Genomic DNA, 25,370 nt, shown 5'->3' with positions numbered 1-25,370 from the left:
ACCCCGCGATTCAGCACGTGGGCGTGCCGGTGACTACTTGGCCTCCGCCAGCAGCTTCTGGATGCGCGAGACGCCCTCGACGAGGTCCTCGTCGCCCAGCGCGTACGACAGGCGCAGGTAGCCCGGCGTGCCGAAGGCCTCGCCCGGGACCACGGCGACCTCGGCCTCGTCCAGGATCAGCGCGGCCAGCTCCACCGAGGTCCGCGGACGCTTGCCGCGGATCTCCTTGCCGAGCAGCTCCTTGACCGACGGGTAGGCGTAGAACGCGCCCTCGGGCTCGGGGCAGAAGACGCCCTCGATCTCGTTGAGCATCGCGACGATCTTCCGGCGGCGGCGGTCGAAGGCGACCTTCATCTCCTCGACGGCCGTCAGGTCGCCGGAGACGGCGGCCAGCGCCGCGACCTGGGCGACGTTGGAGACGTTCGACGTGGCGTGCGACTGGAGGTTGGTCGCGGCCTTCACGACGTCCTTCGGGCCGATGATCCAGCCCACGCGCCAGCCGGTCATCGCGTACGTCTTGGCGACACCGTTGACGACGACGCACTTGTCGCGCAGCTCCGGCACCACGACCGGCAGCGACGAGAACTCCGCGTCGCCGTAGACCAGGTGCTCGTAGATCTCGTCCGTCAGCACCCACAGCCCGTGCTCGGCGGCCCAGCGGCCGATCTCCTCGACCTGGGCGCGGGAGTAGACCGCGCCGGTGGGGTTGGAGGGGGACACGAAGAGCAGCACCTTGGTGCGCTCCGTGCGCGCGGCCTCCAGCTGCTCGACCGACACCCGGTAGCCCGTGGTCTCGTCGGCCACGACGTCCACCGGCACACCGCCCGCGAGGCGGATCGACTCGGGGTAGGTGGTCCAGTACGGGGCCGGGACGATGACCTCGTCGCCCGGGTCGAGGATCGCGGCGAAGGCCTCGTAGATGGCCTGCTTGCCACCGTTGGTGACGAGCACCTGGGAGGCCTCGACCTCGTAGCCGGAGTCGCGCAGCGTCTTCGCGGCGATGGCGGCCTTGAGCTCGGGGAGGCCGCCGGCCGGGGTGTAGCGGTGGTAGCGCGGGTCGCGGCAGGCCTCGACGGCGGCGTCGACGATGTAGCCGGGCGTGGGGAAGTCGGGCTCGCCGGCGCCGAAGCCGATCACCGGGCGCCCGGCGGCCTTGAGGGCCTTGGCCTTGGCGTCCACGGCGAGGGTGGCCGACTCGGAGATCGCACCGATGCGGGCCGACACCCGGCGCTCGGTGGGGGACGACTGGACGGGAGGAGTGGCGTCGCTCATGGGGGCATCGTCCCAGACCCCGGGGACGGCGGGCACACGGGTTTCACAGGGTGACCGGGGTGGCCGCCCGGCCCGGTGGCGGTAGTTCCGCTTCGCCCCGCGGGAGGTCCCGGCGGGCCGCCGCGCCCCGGCTGTTCGACGTCAGGGCCAGGACCACGTACACTCATGCGTCGTTGGCCCCTCGCAGCGGATTCCGCTCCAGGCATGCACACCGTGCTCCGTGCACACCGTGCTTCCGGGTGGATGCGGTACGTTGGGGGGAACCACAAAGGGTCGTAGCTCAATTGGTAGAGCACTGGTCTCCAAAACCAGCGGTTGGGGGTTCAAGTCCCTTCGGCCCTGCTACACGCATCGTCACCAGGGTGCGTGCATGCGTACGCACTGAAATGCACCGCCGTGCGGCTCAAACCGGGCGCGGCACGGCCACGACCCGGATTCAGGTGAGGACGTAGTGACGGAAGCCCTTGGCTCCACCGCGACGCCTGAGAGCGGTCGTCCCGAGGACGAGGTGGCCGCCAAGAAGGGCCGCCGTGGCGGGAAGCGCGGGAAGAAGGGCCCTCTGGGCCGCCTCGCGCTCTTTTACCGTCAGGTAGTAGCCGAGCTCCGCAAGGTCGTCTGGCCCACTCGGAGCCAGCTGTCGACGTACACCACCGTGGTGATCGTCTTCGTTGTCATCGTCATTGGTCTGGTGACCGTGATTGACTATGGGTTCGAGCAGGCCGTCAAGTACGTCTTCGGCTGAGCCGGCCCCGCGCGTCAGGCGGCCCTCCCCGAGAGCCGCCTCTTCGCTCGTTCCACCCCTTGAAGCCAGGAAGAAGCAGCCACGTGTCTGACCCGAACCTGAACGACGCCGCCGAGCCCGTCGCGGCTGAGGCCAACGTTGACGAGGCTGTCTCGGCCGAGGTCGAGGGCGACGACACGGCGCAGGAGATCGTCGAGAACGCCGACAACGCCGACGAGCCGGCCGCCGAGGACGCCGCCGCCGGCGAGCCCGCCGAGGAGGCCGCGCTGAGCGTGGAGTCCGACGAGGACGTCGCCGAGGACGAGGAGGAGGCCGAGGAGGCCGCTCCGGTCGACCCGGTCGCCGCCCTCCGCGACGAGCTCCGCGGCCTGCCCGGCGAGTGGTACGTCATCCACACCTACGCCGGTTACGAGAACCGCGTGAAGACCAACCTCGAGCAGCGCGCCGTCTCGCTGAACGTCGAGGACTACATCTTCCAGGCCGAGGTGCCGCAGGAAGAGGTCGTCCAGATCAAGAACGGCGACCGCCGCACCGTCCGCCAGAACAAGCTGCCCGGCTACGTCCTGGTGCGCATGGACCTGACGAACGAGTCCTGGGGCGTCGTCCGCAACACGCCCGGTGTCACCGGCTTCGTGGGCAACGCCTACGACCCGTACCCGCTGACCCTGGACGAGATCGTCAAGATGCTCGCCCCCGAGGCCGAGGCGAAGGCCGCCAAGGAGGCCGCCGAGGCCGAGGGCCGCCCGGTCCCCAGCCGCAAGGTCGAGGTCCAGGTCCTGGACTTCGAGGTGGGCGACTCGGTCACCGTCACGGACGGTCCGTTCGCCACCCTCCAGGCGACGATCAACGAGATCAACGCCGACTCGAAGAAGGTCAAGGGCCTCGTCGAGATCTTCGGTCGCGAGACCCCGGTCGAGCTCAGCTTCGACCAGATCCAGAAGAACTGATCCACACAGCTTCCGCAGAGGTCGGACCGGCTCCACAGCCGGTCCGACCTCTCGGTTTTTGGTCCGGCCGCGTTACCCGTTATCGTGGTGCGGTATGCCTGCGAGCAGTGTGTCGCAGGCAAAAAAACTCTCACTAGGACCCGGAGAGAGCAATGCCTCCCAAGAAGAAGAAGGTCACGGGGCTTATCAAGCTCCAGATCAGCGCCGGTGCCGCGAACCCGGCTCCGCCGGTCGGCCCCGCGCTGGGCCAGCACGGCGTCAACATCATGGAGTTCTGCAAGGCCTACAACGCCGCGACCGAGTCGCAGCGTGGCATGGTCGTGCCGGTGGAGATCACGGTCTACGAGGACCGTTCCTTCACCTTCGTGACCAAGACTCCGCCGGCCGCGAAGCTGATCCTCAAGGCCGCGGGTGTGGACAAGGGCTCCGGCGAGCCGCACAAGACCAAGGTCGCCAAGATCACCGAGGCGCAGGTCCGCGAGATCGCCACCACCAAGATGCCCGACCTCAACGCCAACGACCTGGACGCCGCGGCGAAGATCATCGCCGGCACCGCCCGGTCCATGGGCGTCACGGTCGAGGGCTGACCTCCACCCCCCCTGTAGCACCCCCGTGGGAGGGCCGGCGCGGCCCGCACCACGACTCCAATCACCACTGAGGAGTTTCAGTGAAGCGCAGCAAGACTCTTCGCAACGCGGACGCGAAGGTCGACCGGGAGCGTCTGTACGCCCCGCTCGAGGCCGTCCGTCTGGCGAAGGCCACCACCTCCGTCAAGTTCGACGCGACCGTCGAGGTCGCCATGCGTCTGGGTGTCGACCCGCGCAAGGCCGACCAGATGGTCCGCGGCACCGTGAACCTTCCGCACGGCACCGGTAAGACCGCCCGGGTCCTGGTCTTCGCGACCGGCGACCGTGCCGAGGCCGCGCGTGCCGCCGGCGCCGACATCGTCGGTGCCGACGAGCTGATCGACGAGGTCGCCAAGGGCCGTCTGGACTTCGACGCCGTCGTCGCCACCCCGGACCTCATGGGCAAGGTCGGCCGCCTGGGCCGCGTGCTCGGTCCGCGTGGTCTGATGCCGAACCCGAAGACCGGCACGGTCACCCCGGACACGGCCAAGGCCGTGACCGAGATCAAGGGCGGCAAGATCGAGTTCCGAGTGGACAAGCACTCGAACCTCCACTTCATCATCGGCAAGGTCTCCTTCGACGAGGCCAAGCTGGTGGAGAACTACGCCGCGGCGCTCGAGGAGATCACCCGCCTCAAGCCGTCCGCCGCCAAGGGCCGCTACATCAAGAAGGCGACCCTGGCCACCACGATGGGCCCCGGCATCGCCCTGGACCCGAACCGCACCCGCAACCTCCTGGTGGAGGACGAGACCGTCTGAGACGGACTCGCGGGCGCGTAGTGGCGCTCTGAGCAGCACGGGCCGGGCCCCGCACCTCTTTCGAAGGTGCGGGGCCCGGCTCGATTTGCATCCATACACACCCATCGCGTAATCTCCTCAGGAAGCCAAAGACCGCTGGTCGTTGCCGTGTCTCCATCCGGAGGCGTGGTGGCCGAAGGATCCGCTAGCTGCGGGCGACCTGCGCAGGTTGATTTGAGGTTGCACTCCCGTCAGGGCGTAAGGAAATTGCGTCCGCACGGTCGAGTCACGCCCCGAGCGCCTGCGCCGGGGCGTTTCGTTTTGCCCAAGCCCCCTTCTCGCGCCTAAGCGGTCCGAATCACCCGGAAGGAGGCCGAGGCTCATGGCGACGTCCGCCAAGGCCGCCGCGGTTGCCGAGCTGACGGACAAGTTCCGCAGCTCCAACGCCGCTGTGCTGACCGAGTACCGCGGTCTCACCGTGGCGCAGCTCAAGACGCTGCGCCGTTCGCTCGGTGAGAACGCGCAGTACGCCGTGGTGAAGAACACGCTGACCAAGATCGCGGCCAATGAGGCCGGGTTCACGCTGGAGGACGAGCTCTTCGCTGGTCCGACGGCTGTCGCCTTCGTCACCGGTGACCCGGTGGAGTCGGCGAAGGGTCTTCGTGACTTCGCCAAGGAGAACCCCAACCTGATCATCAAGGGCGGTGTCCTTGATGGCAAGGCGCTGTCCGCCGATGAGATCAAGAAGCTTGCGGACCTCGAGTCCCGCGAGGTTCTGCTCAGCAAGCTGGCCGGTGCCATGAAGGGCAAGCAGTCCCAGGCTGCCTCGCTCTTCCAGGCGCTGCCGACGAAGCTCGTCCGCACCGTGGACGCGCTGCGCGCCAAGCAGGCCGAGCAGGGCGGTGCCGAGTAATTCGGCTCGCGCATTGATCGGTGCCGCATCCCTGCGGCACTGATCGCAGCGGGCCGTCAGCCCGCCTACATGTACATCCGGCACCTGCCGATTTAGTGGAAGGACCCGCCACCATGGCGAAGCTCACCCAGGACGAGCTGCTCGCGCAGTTCGAGGAGATGACCCTCATCGAGCTGGCCGCGTTCGTCAGCGCCTTCGAGGAGAAGTTCGACGTCACCGCCGCCGCCGCCGCGCCGGTCGTCGTTGCCGGTGCCGCCGGTGGCGCCGCTGCCGCCGAGGTCGAGGAGAAGGACGAGTTCGACGTCATCCTCACCGCCGCCGGTGACAAGAAGATCCAGGTCATCAAGGTCGTGCGTGAGCTGACCTCCCTGGGTCTGAAGGAGGCCAAGGACCTCGTCGACGGCACCCCGAAGCCGGTCCTCGAGAAGGTCGCCAAGGACGCCGCGGAGAAGGCCGCCGAGGCCCTCAAGGGCGCCGGCGCCTCCGTCGAGGTCAAGTGACCCCACGGAGTCGTACGACTCTTCACTGACGCGAGTCAGTAACCTAAGGGCGATCACCCATGCGGGTGGTCGCCCTTGGGCGTTCCCGGGACGGATGCGCGCACCAGCCCGCGCGGACGAGTATGGTGATCTTCGTTGTCCTGTCGTGGCCGCGTCCGCCGGGGGACCGCCCGGCGGCGGTCCGTGCGGCCGTCACAGGAGGCCGCCGGGGCCGAGGGGCCTTGACGAACGGCACGCCGCGCGCGATTCTCAGGACGCGTCCAGGACGCGCCGCCACATCGGTCCTCCGTCCGAGGCATGGATCGAGGGCGGAGAGGGAAGTATCGTCATGCGTTCGACGCGCATGACATGCGTCGGGCGGGCGCCAGGCGATGAGGAACAACAGAGGATCCCGGAGGGAGAGATTGGTATCGCACCGGTCTCCGGAAATCCGCTCTGGACATCAGTGGGCCAAGTGGCTACACTGACCCTTTGCGCTGCCTGTTAGCTGCTCCCTGCCCGTCACCAGGGGCATGCCCACTTCCGAGCACAGCTGATGGAAACCCCCTGAGCTGGGATTTCTCTCCTTTGTACGGAGTGGGGCCGGTACGCGCGTAGTGAGTCCGAGCCCTCGGAAGGACCCCCTCTTGGCCGCCTCGCGCAACGCCTCGACCGCCAATACGAACAACGGCGCCAGCACCGCCCCGCTGCGCATCTCCTTTGCGAAGATCAAGGAGCCTCTCGAGGTTCCGAACCTCCTCGCGCTGCAGACCGAGAGCTTCGACTGGCTGCTCGGCAATGCCGCCTGGAAGGCTCGCGTCGAGGCTGCGCTGGAAAGTGGTCAGGACGTCCCCACCAAGTCCGGTCTGGAGGAGATCTTCGAGGAGATCTCCCCGATCGAGGACTTCAGCGGGTCGATGTCCCTGACTTTCCGTGACCACCGCTTCGAGCCCCCGAAGAACTCGATCGACGAGTGCAAGGAGCGCGACTTCACGTACGCGGCCCCGCTCTTCGTCACCGCCGAGTTCACCAACAACGAGACCGGTGAGATCAAGTCCCAGACGGTCTTCATGGGCGACTTCCCGCTCATGACGCCGAAGGGAACCTTCTGCATCAACGGCACCGAGCGTGTCGTCGTCTCGCAGCTGGTCCGTTCGCCGGGTGTCTACTTCGACTCCTCCATCGACAAGACGTCCGACAAGGACATCTTCACGGCCAAGATCATCCCGTCCCGGGGTGCCTGGCTGGAGATGGAGGTCGACAAGCGTGACATGGTCGGCGTCCGCATCGACCGTAAGCGCAAGCAGTCCGTCACCGTCCTCCTGAAGGCTCTCGGCTGGACCACCGAGCAGATCCTCGAGGAGTTCGGCGAGTACGAGTCCATGCGCGCCACCCTGGAGAAGGACCACACCCAGGGCCAGGACGACGCGCTGCTCGACATCTACCGCAAGCTGCGTCCGGGCGAGCCGCCGACCCGTGAGGCCGCGCAGACGCTGCTCGAGAACCTCTACTTCAACCCGAAGCGCTACGACCTCGCGAAGGTCGGCCGCTACAAGGTCAACAAGAAGCTGGGCGCGGACGCCCCGCTCGACGCCGGTGTGCTCACGGTCGACGACGTCATCGCGACGATCAAGTACCTGGTGAAGCTGCACGCCGGCGAGGTCGAGACCGTCGGTGAGAACGGCACGGACATCGTCGTCGAGACCGACGACATCGACCACTTCGGCAACCGTCGTCTGCGCAACGTCGGCGAGCTCATCCAGAACCAGGTCCGTACCGGTCTGGCTCGTATGGAGCGCGTCGTCCGCGAGCGGATGACCACCCAGGACGTCGAGGCGATCACGCCGCAGACCCTGATCAACATCCGGCCGGTCGTCGCCTCCATCAAGGAGTTCTTCGGCACCAGCCAGCTGTCCCAGTTCATGGACCAGACCAACCCGCTGTCGGGTCTGACCCACAAGCGTCGTCTGTCGGCGCTGGGTCCGGGCGGTCTCTCCCGTGAGCGGGCCGGCTTCGAGGTCCGAGACGTCCACCCGTCGCACTACGGCCGTATGTGCCCGATCGAGACGCCCGAAGGCCCGAACATCGGTCTGATCGGCTCGCTCGCCTCCTACGGTCGCGTCAACGCGTTCGGTTTCGTCGAGACCCCGTACCGCAAGGTCGTCGAAGGCCAGGTCACCGACGAGGTGCACTACCTGACCGCCGACGAGGAGGACCGCTTCGTCATCGCCCAGGCGAACGCCGCCCTGGGTGACGACATGCGCTTCGCCGAGGCCCGTGTGCTGGTCCGCCGCCGTGGTGGCGAGATCGACTACATCGCGCCGGACGAGGTCGACTACATGGACGTCTCGCCGCGCCAGATGGTGTCGGTCGCGACCGCCATGATCCCGTTCCTCGAGCACGACGACGCCAACCGCGCGCTCATGGGATCGAACATGATGCGCCAGGCCGTCCCGCTGATCAAGGCCGAGGCGCCGCTGGTCGGCACCGGCATGGAGTACCGCTGCGCGGTCGACGCCGGCGACGTCATCAAGGCCGAGAAGGACGGTGTCGTCCAGGAGGTCTCCGCCGACTACGTGACGGTGGCCAACGACGACGGCACGTACAACACCTACCGGGTCGCCAAGTTCTCCCGCTCCAACCAGGGCACGTCCTTCAACCAGAAGGTCGTCGTGGACGAGGGTACCCGCGTGGTGGCCGGCCAGGTGCTCGCCGACGGTCCGTCCACGGACGAGGGCGAGATGGCGCTCGGCAAGAACCTCCTCGTGGCGTTCATGCCGTGGGAGGGCCACAACTACGAGGACGCGATCATCCTGTCGCAGCGCCTCGTCCAGGACGACGTCCTCTCCTCGATCCACATCGAGGAGCACGAGGTCGACGCCCGTGACACCAAGCTGGGCCCCGAGGAGATCACCCGGGACATCCCGAACGTCTCCGAGGAGGTCCTCGCCGACCTCGACGAGCGCGGCATCATCCGCATCGGTGCCGAGGTCGTCGCCGGCGACATCCTGGTCGGCAAGGTCACCCCGAAGGGTGAGACCGAGCTGACCCCGGAGGAGCGCCTGCTCCGCGCGATCTTCGGTGAGAAGGCCCGCGAGGTCCGTGACACCTCCCTGAAGGTGCCCCACGGTGAGATCGGCAAGGTCATCGGCGTCCGCGTCTTCGACCGCGAAGAGGGCGACGAGCTGCCCCCGGGCGTGAACCAGCTGGTCCGCGTCTACGTGGCGCAGAAGCGCAAGATCACCGACGGTGACAAGCTCGCCGGCCGTCACGGCAACAAGGGTGTCATCTCCAAGATCCTCCCCGTGGAGGACATGCCGTTCCTCGAGGACGGCACCCCGGTCGACATCATCCTCAACCCGCTCGGTGTCCCGTCCCGAATGAACCCGGGACAGGTCCTCGAGATCCACCTCGGCTGGCTCGCCAGCCGCGGCTGGAAGGTCGAGGGCGACGAGGACTGGATGAAGCGCCTCCAGGCGATCGGCGCCGACGACGTCGCGCCGGGCACCAACGTCGCGACCCCGGTCTTCGACGGCGCCCGCGAGGACGAGATCGCCGGTCTCTTCGAGTCCACGATCCCCAACCGCGACGGCGAGCGCCTGGTGCTCCCGTCCGGCAAGGCCCGGATGTTCGACGGCCGCTCCGGCGAGCCGTTCCCGGACCCGATCTCGGTCGGGTACATGTACATCCTCAAGCTGCACCACCTGGTCGACGACAAGCTGCACGCCCGTTCGACCGGTCCGTACTCCATGATCACCCAGCAGCCGCTGGGTGGTAAGGCTCAGTTCGGTGGCCAGCGCTTCGGTGAGATGGAGGTGTGGGCGCTGGAGGCTTACGGCGCCGCGTACGCCCTCCAGGAGCTCCTGACCATCAAGTCCGACGACGTCACCGGCCGAGTGAAGGTCTACGAGGCGATCGTCAAGGGCGAGAACATCCCCGAGCCCGGCATCCCCGAGTCCTTCAAGGTGCTCATCAAGGAGATGCAGTCCCTCTGCCTCAACGTGGAGGTGCTGTCCTCGGACGGCATGTCCATCGAGATGCGGGACACCGACGAGGACGTCTTCCGCGCGGCGGAGGAGCTCGGTATCGACCTGTCCCGGCGCGAGCCGAGCAGCGTCGAAGAGGTCTGACGGGTCTGGTCGGGGCCTCGTAAGAGGCCCCGACCGTCCCCGGACCCCCAGACCACTGATGTAGAGCCCATACCTCGCTAGCGCGAGAGGGCACGAACCCTGAAAGAGGGATTGACGACAAGTGCTCGACGTCAACTTCTTCGACGAGCTGCGGATCGGCCTGGCGACCGCGGACGACATCCGAACCTGGTCCCACGGCGAGGTCAAGAAGCCGGAGACCATCAACTACCGCACCCTGAAGCCGGAAAAGGACGGGCTCTTCTGCGAGAAGATCTTCGGCCCCACCCGGGACTGGGAGTGCTACTGCGGCAAGTACAAGCGTGTCCGCTTCAAGGGCATCATCTGTGAGCGCTGTGGCGTCGAGGTCACGCGCGCCAAGGTGCGCCGTGAGCGGATGGGCCACATCGAGCTCGCCGCCCCCGTCACCCACATCTGGTACTTCAAGGGCGTCCCGTCGCGTCTGGGCTACCTGCTCGACCTCGCCCCGAAGGACCTCGAGAAGGTCATCTACTTCGCCGCCTACATGATCACGTGGGTGGACGAGGAGCGCCGTACGCGCGACCTGCCCTCGCTGGAGGCCCACGTCTCCGTCGAGCGTCAGCAGATCGAGCAGCGCCGTGACGCCGACCTCGAGGCCCGCGCCAAGAAGCTCGAGTCCGACCTGGCCGAGCTGGAGGCCGAGGGCGCCAAGGCCGACGTGCGCCGCAAGGTGCGCGAGGGTGCCGAGCGCGAGATGAAGCAGCTGCGCGACCGCGCGCAGCGCGAGATCGACCGCCTCGACGAGGTGTGGAGCCGCTTCAAGAACCTCAAGGTCCAGGACCTCGAGGGCGACGAGCTGCTCTACCGCGAGCTGCGCGACCGCTTCGGCACCTACTTCATGGGTGCGATGGGCGCCGCCGCGCTGCAGAAGCGCCTGGAGTCCTTCGACCTCGACGAGGAGGCCGAGCGCCTCCGCGAGATCATCCGCACCGGCAAGGGCCAGAAGAAGACCCGTGCGCTCAAGCGCCTCAAGGTCGTCTCCGCCTTCCTGCAGACCCGCAACAGCCCCAGCGGCATGGTGCTGGACTGCATCCCCGTGATCCCGCCGGACCTGCGTCCGATGGTGCAGCTGGACGGTGGCCGCTTCGCGACCTCCGACCTGAACGACCTGTACCGCCGTGTGATCAACCGCAACAACCGTCTGAAGCGTCTGCTCGACCTCGGTGCCCCCGAGATCATCGTGAACAACGAGAAGCGGATGCTCCAGGAGGCGGTCGACGCCCTCTTCGACAACGGCCGTCGTGGTCGCCCGGTCACGGGCCCCGGCAACCGTCCGCTGAAGTCCCTCAGCGACATGCTGAAGGGTAAGCAGGGTCGATTCCGTCAGAACCTGCTCGGTAAGCGTGTCGACTACTCGGCCCGTTCCGTCATCGTCGTCGGTCCGCAGCTGAAGCTGCACCAGTGCGGTCTGCCCAAGGCCATGGCGCTGGAGCTCTTCAAGCCGTTCGTGATGAAGCGCCTGGTCGACCTGAACCACGCGCAGAACATCAAGTCGGCCAAGCGCATGGTCGAGCGCGGCCGCACCGTGGTGTACGACGTCCTCGAAGAGGTCATCGCCGAGCACCCGGTGCTGCTGAACCGTGCGCCCACGCTGCACCGCCTCGGCATCCAGGCCTTCGAGCCGCAGCTGGTCGAGGGCAAGGCCATCCAGATCCACCCGCTCGTCTGCACCGCGTTCAACGCGGACTTCGACGGTGACCAGATGGCCGTCCACCTGCCGCTCTCCGCGGAGGCGCAGGCCGAGGCCCGCATCCTGATGCTGTCCTCGAACAACATCCTCAAGCCGGCCGACGGCCGTCCGGTCACCATGCCGACCCAGGACATGGTGCTCGGTCTGTTCTTCCTCACCACCGACGAGGAGGAGCGCAAGGTCATCGGTGAGGGCCGGTCCTTCGGCTCGGTCGCCGAGGCGATCATGGCGTTCGACGCCCGTGAGCTCTCGCTCCAGGCGAAGGTCGACATCCGCTTCCCGATCGGCACCGTTCCCCCGCGCGGCTGGGTTCCCCCGGTCGCCGAGGAGGGCGAGCCGGAGTGGCAGCAGGGTGACTCGTTCCGTCTGCGCACCACCCTGGGCCGCGCGCTCTTCAACGAGCTGCTGCCCGAGGACTACCCGTTCGTCGACTACTCGGTGGGCAAGAAGCAGCTCTCCGAGATCGTCAACGACCTGGCCGAGCGCTACCCCAAGGTCATCGTGGCGGCGACGCTCGACAACCTGAAGGCGGCCGGCTTCCACTGGGCGACCCGTTCCGGCGTCACCGTGGCCATCTCCGACGTCGTCGTTCCCGAGGCGAAGAAGGAGATCGTCAAGGGCTACGAGGCGCAGGACGAGAAGGTCCAGAAGCAGTACGAGCGCGGTCTGATCACCAAGGACGAGCGCACGCAGGAGCTCATCGCGATCTGGACCAAGGCGACCAACGAGGTCGCCGAGGCGATGAACGCGAACTTCCCCAAGACGAACCCCATCTTCATGATGGTTGACTCGGGTGCCCGAGGAAACATGATGCAGATGCGACAGATCGCCGGTATGCGTGGTCTGGTGTCGAACGCGAAGAACGAGACCATTCCGCGACCCATTAAGGCGTCGTTCCGTGAGGGTCTCTCCGTGCTGGAGTACTTCATCTCCACCCACGGTGCCCGTAAGGGTCTCGCGGACACCGCCCTCCGTACCGCCGACTCGGGTTACCTCACCCGTCGTCTGGTCGACGTCTCCCAGGACGTGATCATCCGCGAGGAGGACTGCGGCACCGACCGTGGCCTCAAGCTGGCGATCGCCGTCCGCGGCGAGGACGGCGTCCTGCGCAAGACGGACGACGTCGAGACCAGCGTCTACGCCCGCATGCTGGCCGAGGACGTCGTCGTCGACGGCAAGGTCATCGCGCCGGCCAACGTCGACCTCGGTGACGTGCTCATCGGCCAGCTGGTCGCGCACGGCGTCGAGACGGTCAAGACCCGTTCGGTCCTCACCTGTGAGTCCGCGGTCGGCACCTGTGCCTTCTGCTACGGCCGCTCGCTGGCGACCGGCAAGCTGGTGGACATCGGTGAGGCGGTCGGCATCATCGCCGCCCAGTCCATCGGTGAGCCCGGTACCCAGCTGACGATGCGTACCTTCCACACCGGTGGTGTGGCCGGTGACGACATCACCCAGGGTCTGCCCCGTGTCGTCGAGCTCTTCGAGGCCCGTACGCCCAAGGGTGTCGCCCCGATCTCGGAGGCGGCCGGCCGCGTCCGTATCGAGGAGACCGAGAAGACCAAGAAGATCGTCGTCACTCCGGACGACGGCAGCGACGAGACGGCGTTCCCGATCTCGAAGCGTGCCCGTCTGCTGGTCAGCGAGGGCGAGCACGTCGAGGTGGGCCAGAAGCTCACCGTGGGTGCCACCAACCCGCACGACGTCCTGCGCATCCTCGGCCAGCGCGCCGTCCAGGTCCACCTGGTCGGCGAGGTCCAGAAGGTCTACAACTCGCAGGGTGTGTCGATCCACGACAAGCACATCGAGATCATCATCCGGCAGATGCTGCGCCGCGTGACGATCATCGAGTCCGGCGACGCGGAGCTGCTGCCGGGCGAGCTCGTGGAGCGCTCGCGCTTCGAGTCCGAGAACCGTCGGGTCGTGACGGAGGGTGGCCACCCGGCCTCCGGCCGTCCGCAGCTGATGGGTATCACCAAGGCCTCGCTGGCGACGGAGTCCTGGCTGTCGGCCGCCTCCTTCCAGGAGACGACCCGAGTCCTGACGGATGCGGCGATCAACGCCAAGTCCGACAGCCTCATCGGCCTCAAGGAGAACGTCATCATCGGTAAGCTCATCCCGGCCGGTACGGGTCTGTCCCGCTACCGCAACATCCGGGTGGAGCCCACCGAGGAGGCCAAGGCCGCGATGTACTCGGCCGTCGGTTACGACGACATCGACTACTCGCCGTTCGGCACCGGCTCCGGCCAGGCCGTCCCGCTGGAGGACTACGACTACGGTCCGTACAACCAGTAGGACGATCGCTGATCGTTGATCGCGCACAGGGCGGTCACCCCTCCGGGGGTGGCCGCCCTGCGGCGTTTCCGGCAGCGTTTCCGGCGTGGTCAGTGGGCCGCGAGCTGGAGGGCCGCCAGCACCAGACCGGCCAGGGCCGTCAGCGCGGCCACCCCGGCCATCGGCCAGCGGGCCCGCTCCAGGGCGTCCAGCCGGGCCTCGTGATCGGCCAGCTGCTTGTCGGTCTGGTCGCTGCGCTGTACGAGCAGCGCGAGCGACCCGTCGACCCGGGCGAACCCGGCCTCCATCGTGCCGCGCAGCCGCTCCAGCTCCAGGGCGACGGTGGCGGGGGCGGTGCGCTCTGTTCCGGTCTCGGTCATGCGCGGCCCCGGTCATCGGTGCGCAGCCAGCCGGGCAGCAGGGCCTGGACGCCGGGCAGGGCCATGACGCGGGTGACGGCACCGGCGGCCGCCAGCGCGCCGGCGACCCAGGGGAGGGTCGCGGGGAGACCGGCCGCCTCGACGACCGCGGGCAGGACGACGGCGAGCGCCACGGCCGTCTGGAGCACGGTGCGCAGGGTGCGCTTGGTGGTGTCGGTCATGGGGGGCCTTTCATTCAGGAGCGGGGGACCTTCAGGGCGTCCCAGGAGGTCCGGCCGGGCAGGCCGTCGGCGTCGGAGCCGGAGAAGCCGAGCTTGTGCTGCCAGGCGGCGTACGAGCGGCGGTCGGCCTCGCTCCAGCGCGGGCCGGGCCCCTCGGCGTAGGCGGAGCAGCCCTCCTCGACGAGGCGCCGGCCCATGGCGGTGACGACGGGGGACTCGGGGGCGCCGCGGAAGAAGGCGGTTCCGGGGAAGGGCTCGTAGTCGTTGCCGGGGGCGGGAACGCGCAGTTCCTGGCCCGGGCGCAGGACGTCGGGCTCGTCGAGGTCGTTCAGGGCGACGAGCCGGGTGGTGGTGGTCGCGTGGGACTCGGCGATGCCGTAGAGGGTGTCGCCGCGCCGGACGGTGTAGGACGTCACGGCCGGGGCCGGGTCACCCCCACCGGCCGGCGGCTCGGCGGGGCCGCCGGGCGCGGAGCCCAGGCGGGACGCGATGCGGCCGCGCATGTCGTCCATCGAGAAGCCCGCCGGGTCGATCTTGGTGGCGGTCCACTCCTTGTGCCCGATGACGGACGCCGAGCTCCAGCCGTGGGCGCGGCACAGCGCCGCCGAGGCGCGCTCGATGGCCTCCAGCTGGGCCGCGGGCCAGGGGTCCTCGCCGTCGCCGAGGTTGACGCACTCGAAGCCGTAGAAGCGGGCGTTGCCGTCGGTGTCGTCGCTGCCGGGGCTGGGCGCGCTCGCCTCGCGGACGACGGCGTCGAGCACCCGCCCGTCGCCGCTGCCGGCGTGGTTGGCGCGGCCGGCGCTGATGAGGTGGACGGTGCCGTCCTTGTCGATGACGCCGTGGCACAGGGGGCCGGGCAGTTCGTCGTAGCCGTCGTAGCAGATGTCGACGGAGTCCTTGGTGCCGCTGGTCACGGTGTGGTGGACGATCACGCCGTGGACGGGCCCCCAGGCGCCCTTGTGGTTGCGGTCGTGCTCACGCCAGTCGCCGACCTCGACGACGTCGAGGCCCTCGGCACGGAGGGCGGCGAGCAGCTGGTCGGCGGTGAGGGGAGTTGCCATGGGTTCGCTCCAGGGTGGGTTCGGTACGGGAGAAGGCCCCGGGCCGCCGCCGGGGGAGCGGGACGGCCCGGGGCCTTTCGGGGGAGGGGTGGCCCGGGATCAGGCGAGGGCGGCCCAGATGGCGTTCGCGTCCTCGACGATCGTCGTGGTGGAGGGCTTGAACGAGGCCGGCAGCGAGGTCTGGCCGGTCGTCGCCAGGCGGCCGTAGCGGGTGAAGGCGCCGGGCATCCTGGCCGAGCCGGAGGGCTGCCGGCCCGCGTTCGCGCCGGCGGCGAAGCCGGGCCCGTCGGTCCGCTTGTCCTCCGAGGGACCATTGATCAGCAGCGCGATCCAGTAGGTGCCGGGCTGGGCGTCGTAGGGCGTGGTCAGGGGGCAGACGACCGTGGCCCCGAAGGTCGCCCTGATGTGGTTGGTCAGCGAGGTGGTCTCGCCGACGCGGGTGCCGGCGGAGGTGTACAGGCCCGCGTACGAGGCGGTGCTCAGCGAGGTGCCGTTGAAGCCGAGCACGTAGAAGGCGAGGTCGCTGATCCTGGTGGCGACCGGCACGTTGACGCCGATCAGGTAGATGGTGCCCGGGACGCAGAACTGGGCGGCGTCGTAGGCGGCCGTGGCCGGGTCGAAGGTCCAGGCGCTGAAGCCCAGGTCGCGCGGGCCCCAGGTGCCGGGGGCGGCCAGGGAGTCCACATAGCCCTTCGTGGCCAGGTGCCCGGCGGCGGTCGGCCGGTCCGTGGAGATTGGGGCGGCGGTGAAGGTCTTCACACCGTCGACGCTCTGATCGCCGGTCAGCAGCACGGCCGTGCCGGCGGGGACGGCGCCGGTGGCCGCCGCGTCCAGCACGACCTGGCCGGTGCGGCCGTTGACGGACTTCACCGGGACGGCCGACTGCTGGACGTAGCGGAGGTCGGCGGCCGCCTGGTCGAGGGCGCCCACGTCCGTCGCGGTCAGGACGACCGCGCCCTTCTTGGTGTTGACGCTGGAGACGGCCGCGACCGCGCCCGGCGGCAGCTGGGCGGCCGGCACCTTGCCGGTGGCGTCGAGCCCGGCGACCCCGTTCGCCGCGCCGACGGACGCGGCCGGCACGGCCTTGACGTCGTCGGCGGTCAGGGTGATGTCCGCGGCGCTCCTGCCGTTGACGGACCGGACGAGGCCGGGCGCGCCGGCGGGGCCGGGGGCTCCGGCGGGACCCGGCGGGCCCGGCACGGCGACGTAGTGCGGCGCCTCGGGGTCGACCGGGGCGATGTCGGCCAGGTCGACGGTGGGCTGGGCGGCCGGCAGCGCCACCTCGTAGGTGCGGTTGACCGGGAGGCCGGCCAGTTGCTCGGTGACGTTGTACGTCCACTGGGCCGGGTTCATGCCGGGCGCGTCCGTGGCGGGCAGCGTGGCCCGGATGCGCCCGTCCGCGTCGAGCACGGCGACGATCGGGCCGCCCAGGATGACGTCGCTGCCGCTGTGCGTGAGCAGGGAGGGGGCGCGGAAGGTGACGGTGCCGCTGAGCGCTTCACCGTTGGGGGTCAGATAGCGACCGGTGACGGTCACCGTGGGAATGCCGGTGGGCAGCACGCTGGGTGCCTCCTTGTGATGGGAAGAAGGGACGCCGCTCAGGGCGACTTGACGCCGTAGAGCGCGCGGGGGACGCAGCGGACGGTGCCGCCGGGCCGGGTGGCGCGGGCCTGCACCTGGAAGGTGACCTGGGTGTCGAAGGGGACCCCGATGGGCTCGGTGAACCGGAGCTCCCCGGTGGCGGCCGGCCCGACCTGGGCCCCGTTGACCAGCAGCCGCACCTCGCCGTCCGCGCCGCCGGTGATCCGGCAGTGGAGGTAGGGGTGCTGGGCGATCGCGTCACCGCCGTAGAGCGTCGTCCACTCCGTGGAGCCCGTGGACTCCCAGCGGCTCTCGTCCACCGGGAGCGGCAGCGGGTACGGCAGGTAGGGGCGGGCGAGGCCCTCCCCGGAGGGGTCGTCCGAGAGGATGGCGTTGCTCTTGTGGTCGAAGATCTTCAGCGACTGCCGGTCCTCGATGTCGGGCGCCTCGGTCCGTACGGCCATGGCGACGGACCCGTCCTCGCGCCGCAGCATGAAGCCGGTCTGTCCGTTGCCGTCGGGCCGGTTGGGGAAGACCTGCGGGCTCTGACCGATGTAGAGGAGTTCGGCGCCCTTCTCGTCCTCGCTGCTGCGTACGGACAGCTGCCCGCCGTCGCTGATGACGACGTTGCCGCCCTTGACCCGGTCCATCGCGGGCCGGGTGTTGGCGCTGCCCATCAGGGCGCGCACCTGCCGCTCCAGGGAGCGGATGCGGTCGAGGAGGTCGGTGGGGATGGCTGCCATCTAGGCCTCCTCCAGATAGAGCTTGGCGGTCTCGCCCTTGCCGCGCGCGGGCGGTGTGACGGTCAGGCCGACGACGCGGTAGCGGGCGTCGGACCCGTCGCGGTGCCAGCCGTCGCGGATGCGCAGCAGGACGGTGGCGCCGATGAGGGCGGGGGTGATGCGGCCGTCCATGCGGATGGTGACCTCGGGGATCACCTGGGGGCGGCGGGCGCGCTGGAGCTCGGCGGCGGCCGAGCCGTCGAGGAGCGCCTTCTCCGAGATGCCGCTGAGGTCCGAGGAGCCCTCCAGCCGGGGCCAGCCGGCCTTCAGGTCCTCCCGCGCCACCTGTACGGCGGACATCTGCGGGCGGGACTCGCTCGCCTGGTCGCGGTTGTCCGACTCGCCGCGGGCGACCCAGACGTTGGCCTGCACGGTGGAGTCGGCCGGCAGGCTGTAGGTGAGCACCGGGCCGGGCCGGTCGAGCACGATGTCGGCCCGGGTGCTGGTCGTGATGGTGGGGTGGCCGAGTTGGAGCCGCTTGACGCGGGCCCCGGTGTCGGGATCGCGGAAGCAGTGGATCCGCCACTCGAAGCCGTTCTCCATGGCGGCCAGCTGTTCGATGAGCTCCCTGACCCGGGCAAGGTCGGTCCAGGCGTACGAGCGCCGGGTGGCGACCTTGGACCGTTCCGTGCCGAAGGTGATCCCGATGTCGCCGCCGTCCTGCTCCTGGGCGTGCTGGACGAGGCCGCGGACGATCTCGAACTGGTCGACCGGCGGTTGCCCGGTCTCCGGCGGGAAGCTCAGGTCCCGGGAGAGGACGCGGTGCTCCAGGTAGGAGTCGAACGTCCCGGCCTGGATCTGCACGCTCAGCCGGCCCCGCTCGTCGCCGGCGGGCGTGCTGGTCCACAGGACGCCGCCCCACCAGATGTCGGAGCCGCGCTCCAGCCAGACCGCGGTGCGGCCGGGCCGGAGCGCTTCGCGGGCGCGGCGCGCCAGGGCCTCGTCGGGCAGCGGGACGGTGGCGCGCAGCTGTCCCGGCTTGCCGATGAAGTCGTCGAACTCGACGTCGGTGAGCGGCAGGGCGTCGACGACGCGATCGGTGAGCAGGTCGCAGAACAGGGCGCGGTAGGTGACGTCCCTCATCGGCGGCTGCCTCATGCGGCGACCTCGTAGGTGCCCCAGATCTCGTACCAGTTGGAGGGCAGTTCGACGGGCGTGCCGGGCATCCCGCCCCAGCCGGCGGCGCCGAGCGGGGGCATCGGGTCGTCGCCGTCGACCCAGGCGGTCGTGGGCGCGCCGGAGGACTTGATGGTGGTCCAGTTGCGGGCCGAGCCGCCCAGGCTGGGGCTGAGCTCGCAGGCGCCGTGGAAGTAGCCGCCGCTCGCGTCGCCCAGGCGGGCGCGGAAGTGGCCGGTGGAGCTCCTGGCGGGCACGACGGGCAGGGTGACGTACCAGTTGCCGTTCGTCCCCGGGCCGCCCCAGCTGTCGAGGGCGCCGATCTGCAGGAGGACGCGGAAGTGCACCACCGGGCCGATCTTGATGTAGCGGCCCTCGATGGAGCCGCCGCGCAGGACGGGCTGGGCCGCGCCGTCCCGGCCGGAGCGCCAGCGGGGGATGTAGTCCTTCCACACCGGCTGCTCCGGGTACGGCCGCCACTCCTTGCCGTTCCAGCGCTCCAGGCCCGAGCCGTTGTCGCGGTACTGGCCGGGGTAGGCGCCGCCGAAGGCCACGCCCTTGGCGAGCGGGACGATGCCGCCGACCGCCACGGTGGCCCGGCGCAGGTCCTCCACCGCCGACTTCCAGTCGAGGCCGCCGGTGCCGGCGGAGGCGCCCGCGGGGATGGTGACCTTGGCCAGGGGCAGCGCGCCCGCGGGCACCGGCTGGGCCGTGGGGGAGGCGCCCGGACGCCCCGGGACGATCTCGATCGTGGCGTCGGTCCGGCCCAGGCCGTCCTGGTCGTTGTCGTAGACGCGCAGGACGACGAGGTCGACGCGGGGGTTGCCCGGGTCGCCGTCGGCGAAGGTGATGCTGGTGGTCTCCGGCAGGTACACGGGGTAGCCGCCCGCGGTCTCGCTGCCCTGGACGACGGCACGGCCCGGGGCGACCTTGGCGCTCAGGCCGGTGGTGTCGCCGTAGACGCGCAGGCCGGATATGGCCGTGGCGCCGTTCGCGGAGCCCGGGACCACACCGTCCAGGGAGGCCAGCGGGCCGGCGGGGGTCATGGTGCCGAGCGGGGCGAGGCGGGTGTCGATGCGGGACTGGCCACCGCCTGCGTCGGTGGTGTTGAGCAGCCAAGCACTGCGGATGTTCATGCCGTTCTCCATGAGGTGTACGGGTAGGGATGGGCGGCCGGGCTCGTGCGCGGGCGGGTCACCAGCCGGCGTCGCGCCAGGTGACGGAGGCCTGCGCCTCGGTGTTGACCGCGTCGGGATCGCAGCGGAAGGCCAGCGACGACTCCCCGGGCTCCAGCTGGAAGAGCTGCTCGGGCGAGGACCGGGCGGTGGCGGTGTGCAGCCGGGACGTCGTCCCGTTGAGGGTGACCGTGCCCGCGCCGGTGTCGACGGTCAGCACGTCCTGGGGGCCGAGCGCGATGTCGTACTCCAGGCGCAGGTCGTCGCCGAGCCGGGTCAGCGACGGCCGCCGGACCGGGCCGCGGAACTCGATCACCGGGGTGGCCGGGGCGTCCCCGGCGTTGACCGCGGTGAGCACGCCGTTGGCGGACGAACCTCCCCAGGCCAGCGGCCACTTCAGGCCGCCGCCCCAGTCGAGGCCGGCCTCCCGCCGCGGCAGCCCGGTCGTCGCGACGCGCTCCTCGATCGAGAAGCGCCGCGGATCGGCGCAGACCCACTGCACGGTGGCCTTGGCCGCGCCGCGCGTGACGAACATGCGGTCGTGGGGGATCGCGCGCTGGTTGACCCGGGCCCGTACGGCCAGCGTCTCGCCGTGGAGCCGTACGGCCAGCCACTGCTCGTCGCTGTGGACGGCGGTGGCGGCCCGGAACCGCCGCGCCACCTCCGCCGCCCGCTCGGGCCGGTCGGGCAGCAGCCAGACCGGCGCGGTGACGGTACGGGCCTGCGCCCACAGCGCCCCCGGCCAGGCACCGTGCTGGTCCGGCCGCAGGACGTCGCCGCTGTCGAGACCGGGCAGGTCGGCCCAGCCGGTGAGACCGCCGCTGTCGATCTCGTAGTCGGTACCGGGCCCGAAAAGAAGCCCGGCCCACTGGATCTGCCCGTCGCGGGTGATCAGTGAGCCGGGGGGTTCGGTGCCGGTGTTCATCTGTGTCGGGGTTGGTGCCATGGGTGGGTGGCCCTCACCTTCTTGTCTGTGCGCTGGTCCGCGCGAGGAACAGCAGGTCCTCGGCGATGCCGTGGGAGGCGCGGCCCTCGGGCTCGTGGAAGTGCTCGACGCGGCAGGCCGGGGCGGCCGCCGGGGGCCGGGCGTGCCGGGCCGCCTCGGCCGTACGGGCCAGGAGCGCGTCGAGCTTGGACAGCGGCAGGACGGCCTCGGCCTCACCGGCCTCGGCGAGGATCACGGGGACGCCGCCGTCGCGGGGGGTGACGACGCCGCCCCGCGCCAGCATCGGGATCTTCGGCAGGTCGACGCCGAAGTGCTTGCCGAGGATGCTGAAGCTGAGGCTGTTGAGGCCGTCGATGACCCAGTTGGCGAAGGCGATGATTCCTTCGATCGGTCCCCTGACGACGCCGGCGACCGTCTGGAAGCCGGTTTCGAGGAATCCGCCCATGCCGTGCAGGGCCTTGCGCATCGCGGAGTCGACGACGCGGAAGCCGCGGGGGATGTCCTTGGTGACCCAGGTGACCACCGGCTTGATGACGCGTTCGACGCCGTGCCAGACGGTGGTGATCGCGGCGAGGTAGCCGGTGACCACCGGCACGATCACGGCCAGGGCGGTGGAGATGTACGTCTCGACGAGGCCGAAGACCGTCTCCATGATCTGCTGCCCGAGCTCCGAGTTCATCGCGAAGTCGATGAGCTCGGCGGCGAACGGGGCGAGCAGGGTGGTGACGAGGACGAAGGGGTTCGTCTTCATCACGAGGTTGACGGCCGTCATCACGCCGCCGGCGATCTTCAGATTGCCGCCGAGGACGCCGGCGAGGCGCCCGGTGAGGCCGGCGCTCCGGCCGGTCAGGGCGAGGGTCCTGGCGGCGGTGGCCGATCCGCGGCCGGCGTTCTTCATCAGCCGGGCCGACTGCCGGGTGCCGGTCCGCGTCCTCAGCAGGCCGGACCCGGCGGTGGCGGACTGCCGGCCGAGTCCGGCGAGGGCCCGGCCGGCCGCTCCCGCGTCCGTCCCGAACCGCTTGACGTCCTTGCCGGCCGGGCCGGAGGAGGCCCTGATGCGGTCGGCGGCGCGGGCCGCGGCGCGGGCACCGCCCTGGAGACCACCGACGGACCCGGCGACTCCGCGGAGCGCGGTGCCGAAGGCGCGGAAGGCGCCGGCGGACCCGGCGAGGGGATCGCGGGGAGTGCGGGGGAGAGCTGCTGTGGCGGCCATCCGGTGTCCTCCTTCACCCGCGGGCCTTGGCCAGGAACATCAGCGCCCGGGCGGTGTCCTGGGGATCGCTGGACGAGGTGGCGTAGTAGTTCTCGATGTGGAAGCCGGCGGCGCGCGTGGCGCCGGCGCCGGCCTTCGCGGAGGCGAGCCGTGCCTCGACCGCGGTGCGGGTGACCAGCCGGTCGAGCTTGGACAACGGCATGACCGCCTCCGCCTCGCCCGCCTCGGCGACGATCGCGGGCACGCCGCCGCTGCGCGGGGCGACGATGCCGCCCTCGGCGAGCATGGGGATGCGCGGGATGCTGACACCGAAGGTCTTGCCGCCGACGAGGGGGACCCAGCCGGGGATCGAGACGCTGATGCCGTTGAGGGCGCCGATGGCGGAGTTGATCAGGCCGATGACGCCGTTGAGCGGAGCCTTGACGGCCGACAGGATGCCGTCGAAGACCGACCCGGCGAACGACGACAGCCCGCTCCAGGCGCTGGAGAGGGCGTCCTTGACGGTGTTGAACGCGCCGGGGATCGCGGAGCCGATCCACAGCGCGATGGGCAGGATGGCGGCCTTGATGCCGTCCCAGACCTTGGCGATGATCTGGCCGGTGGCCTTCATGAGGGGGCCGATGGCCTTCATGACGGTGTCGACGACCTTGCCGATGACGTCGAAGGCGACCTTCATGATCTTCTGCATCGCCTTCGACTTGGACGCCATGGTGACGACCTTCTCGATGAGCGGTGCGAAGAGTTCGAGCAACATCCCGATGACGTTGCCCTTCATGGACTTGTTGAGCCCCTTGAACCCACCGTCGGCCTTCTTGAGCCCGCCGTGGAGCTTGCCCATGGACGTGCCGCCCTTGCCGGCCTCCTTACCGGCCCGGCCCACGGACCGGGCCGCCTGGTCGGCGGCGGTCCGCATGCCCTTGAGCTCCCGGCCGGCCTGCTGGGCTGAGCCCCGGATCCGGCCGACATCGGTATGGGCGGTGCCGGCCTGCCGGCCCAGGCCGGACGCGGACCGGCCGGCGGCGTCGAGATTGGTCTTGAAGCCTCGGAGGGAGCCGTTGGCTCTGCCGAGTGATTGAACCAGAGACATGTCTTTCCCTGCGTCGAGACGGTCCGTCCGTCAGCCCAGTGCGCGCGCCAGGTTGGTGACACGCAGCTCGAGGTCGCGGATGCGCGCGGCATCGTTCCCCTGTACAGGGGTGGGAGGGCGGCGCGACGCCTCGCCGGTGCGAACCTGGTCGCGAACCCCCTGTCGGGCGGATTCCAGGCGCCCCACCCTGGGGATCACGTTGTCGTGAACGGTCCGGGCCAGTCTGAGGAACTGGTTGACGGACTGCCGTTGCTGACTTTCCAGGGAGTCGATCCGAAGGATTTCGTTGTCGAGGGGGTTCGCGGGTTTCTTCCAGAGGAAACCCCATTTATTCCGTTCGAGCTTGAACTGCTTCTCGATCATGCTGTCCAGATTGAACAGCTTGGGCAGCCCCAGTGAAAGGATGCTGGTCACCTTCGTGACCACGATGATCTCGACCCATTTGCTCCAGTTGACCTTCCAGTCGGTCCAGTTCACCGACGGACTGTCTTTTACCTCAGCAGCCTTGTTCTGCTTTTTGGCAAGCTCTGCTTCGACCTTGGCGAGCCGTTCTTCGATCTCTTTTTCCGACATGGCTGGGTGCGCACCTCCTTGTTGTTGTCCGAGTTTCCGGGTGTCTGGTCGGGGTGCCAGGGGTGACGTATGATCCGGGTGTGTCGCCGAGCCGCTCCTGATTCATCGTGGCGAGGCGTTGACTTGAATAAGGGGAGGGGTGCTCGGTATGTCTTTACCGGCGATTGTGTGGGTGATATTGGCATTCGGGATCGCATGGATCTTCTTCGGTGCGATCCTGGCTGTTTCCGATACCCTTGCCTATCGCAGGCGAGTGGTCGTCCCCGCCCGCTGTCACGCGCTGAACGACGAGGCCGGTGGAGTCGTCCGGCATCTGCTCGAGCGGCGCCCGGTGGGAATCGAGAACTCATCGGTCCTCCTGAGGACCCGAGGGGTGGTCGCCCGGGTGGGGGACGAGATCCAGATTTCTTACGATCCGAAAAGGGCGCATCAGGTGTTCGTTGCCGCCATGCACCCCCGGTTCGAACACGCGCGGGCCGTTCTGATGGCGGGGGGCATCGGCCTTCTGCCGATTCTCTACGTGCTCATCAGGTGGACATGAGCCGGCCGGCGGACCGCTTCATTTATCCGAAGAGCTTCATGAGATCCGCGTGCGAGGGACTACCGGACCCTTCTCCTCGCTCGCCGGGGAGCGGAGTCACCGGATCCGGCCCCGCGGGGCTCGGCCGCGGCACCGGCTCCGGACAGTCCAGCGGTTCGGAGTCCTCGCCGCTGTTGATGGTGACCGTCAGCCAGTTGGCCACAGCCGTGTGGTCGACCAGCGCCGCCAGCAGATGCGTCGACGCGTCCCACTCCACGGCCTCGCCGTGGAGGTCGCGGTTGATCGCGCTGTCGCGCGGCATGTGCTTCACCAGCACCGCGAGCCGTCGCGAGGACAGCGAACCCCGGTGCCAGTCCAGCAGGTCCACCCCGTAGTGCCGCAGCAGATCGGCTTCCAGAGCCTCGGCGTGTTCCTCTGCGAACGCGTCGAGGCTCAGTCTTCCCCCAGGCCGAGCCCGGTCTCCTTGCCGTAGGCCTCCAGGATCGCGGCGATGTCCTGCATCGTCACGTCGTGCTCCAGGAAGCGCTTGAACTGCTTCTCGCCCAGCAGCAGTCCCAGCAGGCCGTCGACGTCGTTGTCGTCGAGCTCGCGCAGGGCGCGGGCCGTACGGTGGCCGATCTCGGTGGGGAGTTCGAAGGTGTCGTCGTCGAGCCGGAAGGTCCAGGTCCTGCCGAGGGCCTCCAGGCGCTGGGCGCGGGCGGCGTTGACGTCGAATCCGGGCATGGGAGCTCCTGTTTCAGAAGGGTGGGGAGTGAGGGGCGGGGGGGGGGGGGGGGGGGGGGGGGGGGGGGGGGGGGGGGGGGGGGGGGGGGGGGGGGGGGGGGGGGGGGGGGGGGGGGGGGGGGGGG

At 69.6% G+C, this 25,370-nt stretch carries 23 protein-coding genes and 1 tRNA gene; 10 read left to right on the top strand and 14 right to left on the bottom strand.

The window, feature by feature from the left end; translation table 11 throughout:
* Positions 1–33: 33 nt before the first annotated feature.
* Positions 34–1,272: a pyridoxal phosphate-dependent aminotransferase gene (locus tag AC07BS_RS22635; RefSeq protein ID WP_478647133.1), complete on the bottom strand. Its 1,239-nt coding sequence runs from the start codon at positions 1,270–1,272 to the stop codon at positions 34–36.
* A 269-nt stretch (positions 1,273–1,541) separates the two neighbouring features.
* Here AC07BS_RS22635 and AC07BS_RS22630 point away from each other — a divergent pair.
* The 9 genes from AC07BS_RS22630 (at position 1,542) to AC07BS_RS22590 (ending at position 13,867) form a co-directional block, all read left to right on the top strand.
* Positions 1,542–1,614 (top strand) — tRNA-Trp (locus AC07BS_RS22630).
* A 109-nt stretch (positions 1,615–1,723) separates the two neighbouring features.
* Complete coding sequence (gene secE / locus AC07BS_RS22625; RefSeq protein WP_086567320.1) at positions 1,724–2,014, top strand: preprotein translocase subunit SecE; 291 nt, start codon at positions 1,724–1,726, stop codon at positions 2,012–2,014.
* A gap of 83 nt (positions 2,015–2,097) precedes the next feature.
* Positions 2,098–2,961, top strand: a complete 864-nt coding sequence (gene nusG / locus AC07BS_RS22620; RefSeq protein ID WP_478647130.1) for a transcription termination/antitermination protein NusG — start codon at positions 2,098–2,100, stop codon at positions 2,959–2,961.
* A gap of 152 nt (positions 2,962–3,113) precedes the next feature.
* A complete protein-coding gene (gene rplK, locus AC07BS_RS22615; RefSeq protein ID WP_336413079.1) occupies positions 3,114–3,548 on the top strand; it encodes a 50S ribosomal protein L11 in 435 nt (144 codons plus the stop codon).
* An 80-nt stretch (positions 3,549–3,628) separates the two neighbouring features.
* Complete coding sequence (rplA, locus tag AC07BS_RS22610; protein ID WP_478647128.1) at positions 3,629–4,345, top strand: 50S ribosomal protein L1; 717 nt, start codon at positions 3,629–3,631, stop codon at positions 4,343–4,345.
* 361 nt (positions 4,346–4,706) lie between these two features.
* Complete coding sequence (gene rplJ, locus AC07BS_RS22605) at positions 4,707–5,237, top strand: 50S ribosomal protein L10 (RefSeq protein WP_478647126.1); 531 nt, start codon at positions 4,707–4,709, stop codon at positions 5,235–5,237.
* Positions 5,238–5,350: 113 nt separating this feature from the next.
* Positions 5,351–5,737, top strand: coding sequence for a 50S ribosomal protein L7/L12 (gene rplL / locus AC07BS_RS22600; RefSeq protein WP_126914720.1), 387 nt, complete (start codon positions 5,351–5,353; stop codon positions 5,735–5,737).
* A 626-nt stretch (positions 5,738–6,363) separates the two neighbouring features.
* Positions 6,364–9,846, top strand: coding sequence for a DNA-directed RNA polymerase subunit beta (gene rpoB, locus AC07BS_RS22595; RefSeq protein ID WP_478647124.1), 3,483 nt, complete (start codon positions 6,364–6,366; stop codon positions 9,844–9,846).
* Between the two features lie 121 nt (positions 9,847–9,967).
* Complete coding sequence (locus tag AC07BS_RS22590; protein WP_478647122.1) at positions 9,968–13,867, top strand: DNA-directed RNA polymerase subunit beta'; 3,900 nt, start codon at positions 9,968–9,970, stop codon at positions 13,865–13,867.
* Positions 13,868–13,956: 89 nt separating this feature from the next.
* Here AC07BS_RS22590 and AC07BS_RS22585 read toward each other — a convergent pair whose 3' ends face one another.
* The 11 genes from AC07BS_RS22585 to AC07BS_RS22535 all read right to left on the bottom strand — a co-directional run bounded on the left by AC07BS_RS22585 (position 13,957) and on the right by AC07BS_RS22535 (position 23,981).
* Positions 13,957–14,226, bottom strand: coding sequence for a hypothetical protein (locus tag AC07BS_RS22585; protein ID WP_478647120.1), 270 nt, complete (start codon positions 14,224–14,226; stop codon positions 13,957–13,959).
* Entirely contained in the window at positions 14,223–14,447 is a 225-nt protein-coding gene (locus AC07BS_RS22580; RefSeq protein ID WP_478934073.1) for a hypothetical protein, read from the bottom strand. Before AC07BS_RS22580 ends, AC07BS_RS22585 begins: the two co-directional genes overlap by 4 nt.
* Positions 14,448–14,461: 14 nt before the next feature.
* Positions 14,462–15,508: a peptidoglycan-binding protein gene (locus AC07BS_RS22575; RefSeq protein WP_478647116.1), complete on the bottom strand. Its 1,047-nt coding sequence runs from the start codon at positions 15,506–15,508 to the stop codon at positions 14,462–14,464.
* A 99-nt stretch (positions 15,509–15,607) separates the two neighbouring features.
* Entirely contained in the window at positions 15,608–17,068 is a 1,461-nt protein-coding gene (locus AC07BS_RS22570; protein WP_478647114.1) for a phage tail protein, read from the bottom strand.
* Positions 17,069–17,106: 38 nt separating this feature from the next.
* Complete coding sequence (locus AC07BS_RS22565) at positions 17,107–17,832, bottom strand: hypothetical protein (protein WP_478934070.1); 726 nt, start codon at positions 17,830–17,832, stop codon at positions 17,107–17,109.
* Positions 17,833–18,969, bottom strand: coding sequence for a hypothetical protein (locus AC07BS_RS22560; protein ID WP_478647112.1), 1,137 nt, complete (start codon positions 18,967–18,969; stop codon positions 17,833–17,835).
* Positions 18,966–20,123 (bottom strand): hypothetical protein, encoded by a 1,158-nt coding sequence (locus tag AC07BS_RS22555; RefSeq protein ID WP_478647110.1) that lies wholly within the window; start codon positions 20,121–20,123, stop codon positions 18,966–18,968. Before AC07BS_RS22555 ends, AC07BS_RS22560 begins: the two co-directional genes overlap by 4 nt.
* 58 nt (positions 20,124–20,181) lie before the next feature.
* Positions 20,182–21,108 carry a phage distal tail protein gene (locus AC07BS_RS22550; protein WP_478934068.1) on the bottom strand — a complete coding sequence of 309 codons (927 nt, stop codon included), beginning with the start codon at positions 21,106–21,108 and terminating at the stop codon, positions 20,182–20,184.
* Between the two features lie 13 nt (positions 21,109–21,121).
* Positions 21,122–22,321 carry a phage tail family protein gene (locus AC07BS_RS22545; RefSeq protein ID WP_478934066.1) on the bottom strand — a complete coding sequence of 400 codons (1,200 nt, stop codon included), beginning with the start codon at positions 22,319–22,321 and terminating at the stop codon, positions 21,122–21,124.
* 13 nt (positions 22,322–22,334) lie between these two features.
* Positions 22,335–23,408 (bottom strand): phage tail protein, encoded by a 1,074-nt coding sequence (locus tag AC07BS_RS22540; RefSeq protein ID WP_478934064.1) that lies wholly within the window; start codon positions 23,406–23,408, stop codon positions 22,335–22,337.
* A gap of 30 nt (positions 23,409–23,438) precedes the next feature.
* On the bottom strand, positions 23,439–23,981 hold the full coding sequence (locus AC07BS_RS22535) for a hypothetical protein (protein ID WP_478647104.1): 543 nt from the start codon (positions 23,979–23,981) through the stop codon (positions 23,439–23,441).
* Positions 23,982–24,129: 148 nt separating this feature from the next.
* On the opposite strand from AC07BS_RS22535, the gene AC07BS_RS22530 reads away from it, so the two are divergent.
* Positions 24,130–24,522, top strand: coding sequence for a hypothetical protein (locus AC07BS_RS22530; RefSeq protein ID WP_478934062.1), 393 nt, complete (start codon positions 24,130–24,132; stop codon positions 24,520–24,522).
* A 22-nt stretch (positions 24,523–24,544) separates the two neighbouring features.
* Here AC07BS_RS22530 and AC07BS_RS22525 read toward each other — a convergent pair whose 3' ends face one another.
* Together AC07BS_RS22525 and AC07BS_RS22520 are read right to left on the bottom strand one after the other, a co-directional pair.
* Positions 24,545–24,889: a hypothetical protein gene (locus AC07BS_RS22525; protein WP_478647102.1), complete on the bottom strand. Its 345-nt coding sequence runs from the start codon at positions 24,887–24,889 to the stop codon at positions 24,545–24,547.
* A gap of 65 nt (positions 24,890–24,954) precedes the next feature.
* The gene (locus AC07BS_RS22520) at positions 24,955–25,245 is read right to left on the bottom strand and encodes a hypothetical protein (protein WP_478647100.1); all 291 of its coding nucleotides are present in this window, start codon (positions 25,243–25,245) and stop codon (positions 24,955–24,957) included.
* Between the last annotated feature and the right edge of the window lie 125 nt (positions 25,246–25,370).

Source organism: Streptomyces sp. NPDC044063 (assembly GCF_056434285.1).
The sequence above is the reverse complement of the archived record's forward strand: the minus strand, read 5'-3'. Positions and strand labels throughout refer to the sequence as shown.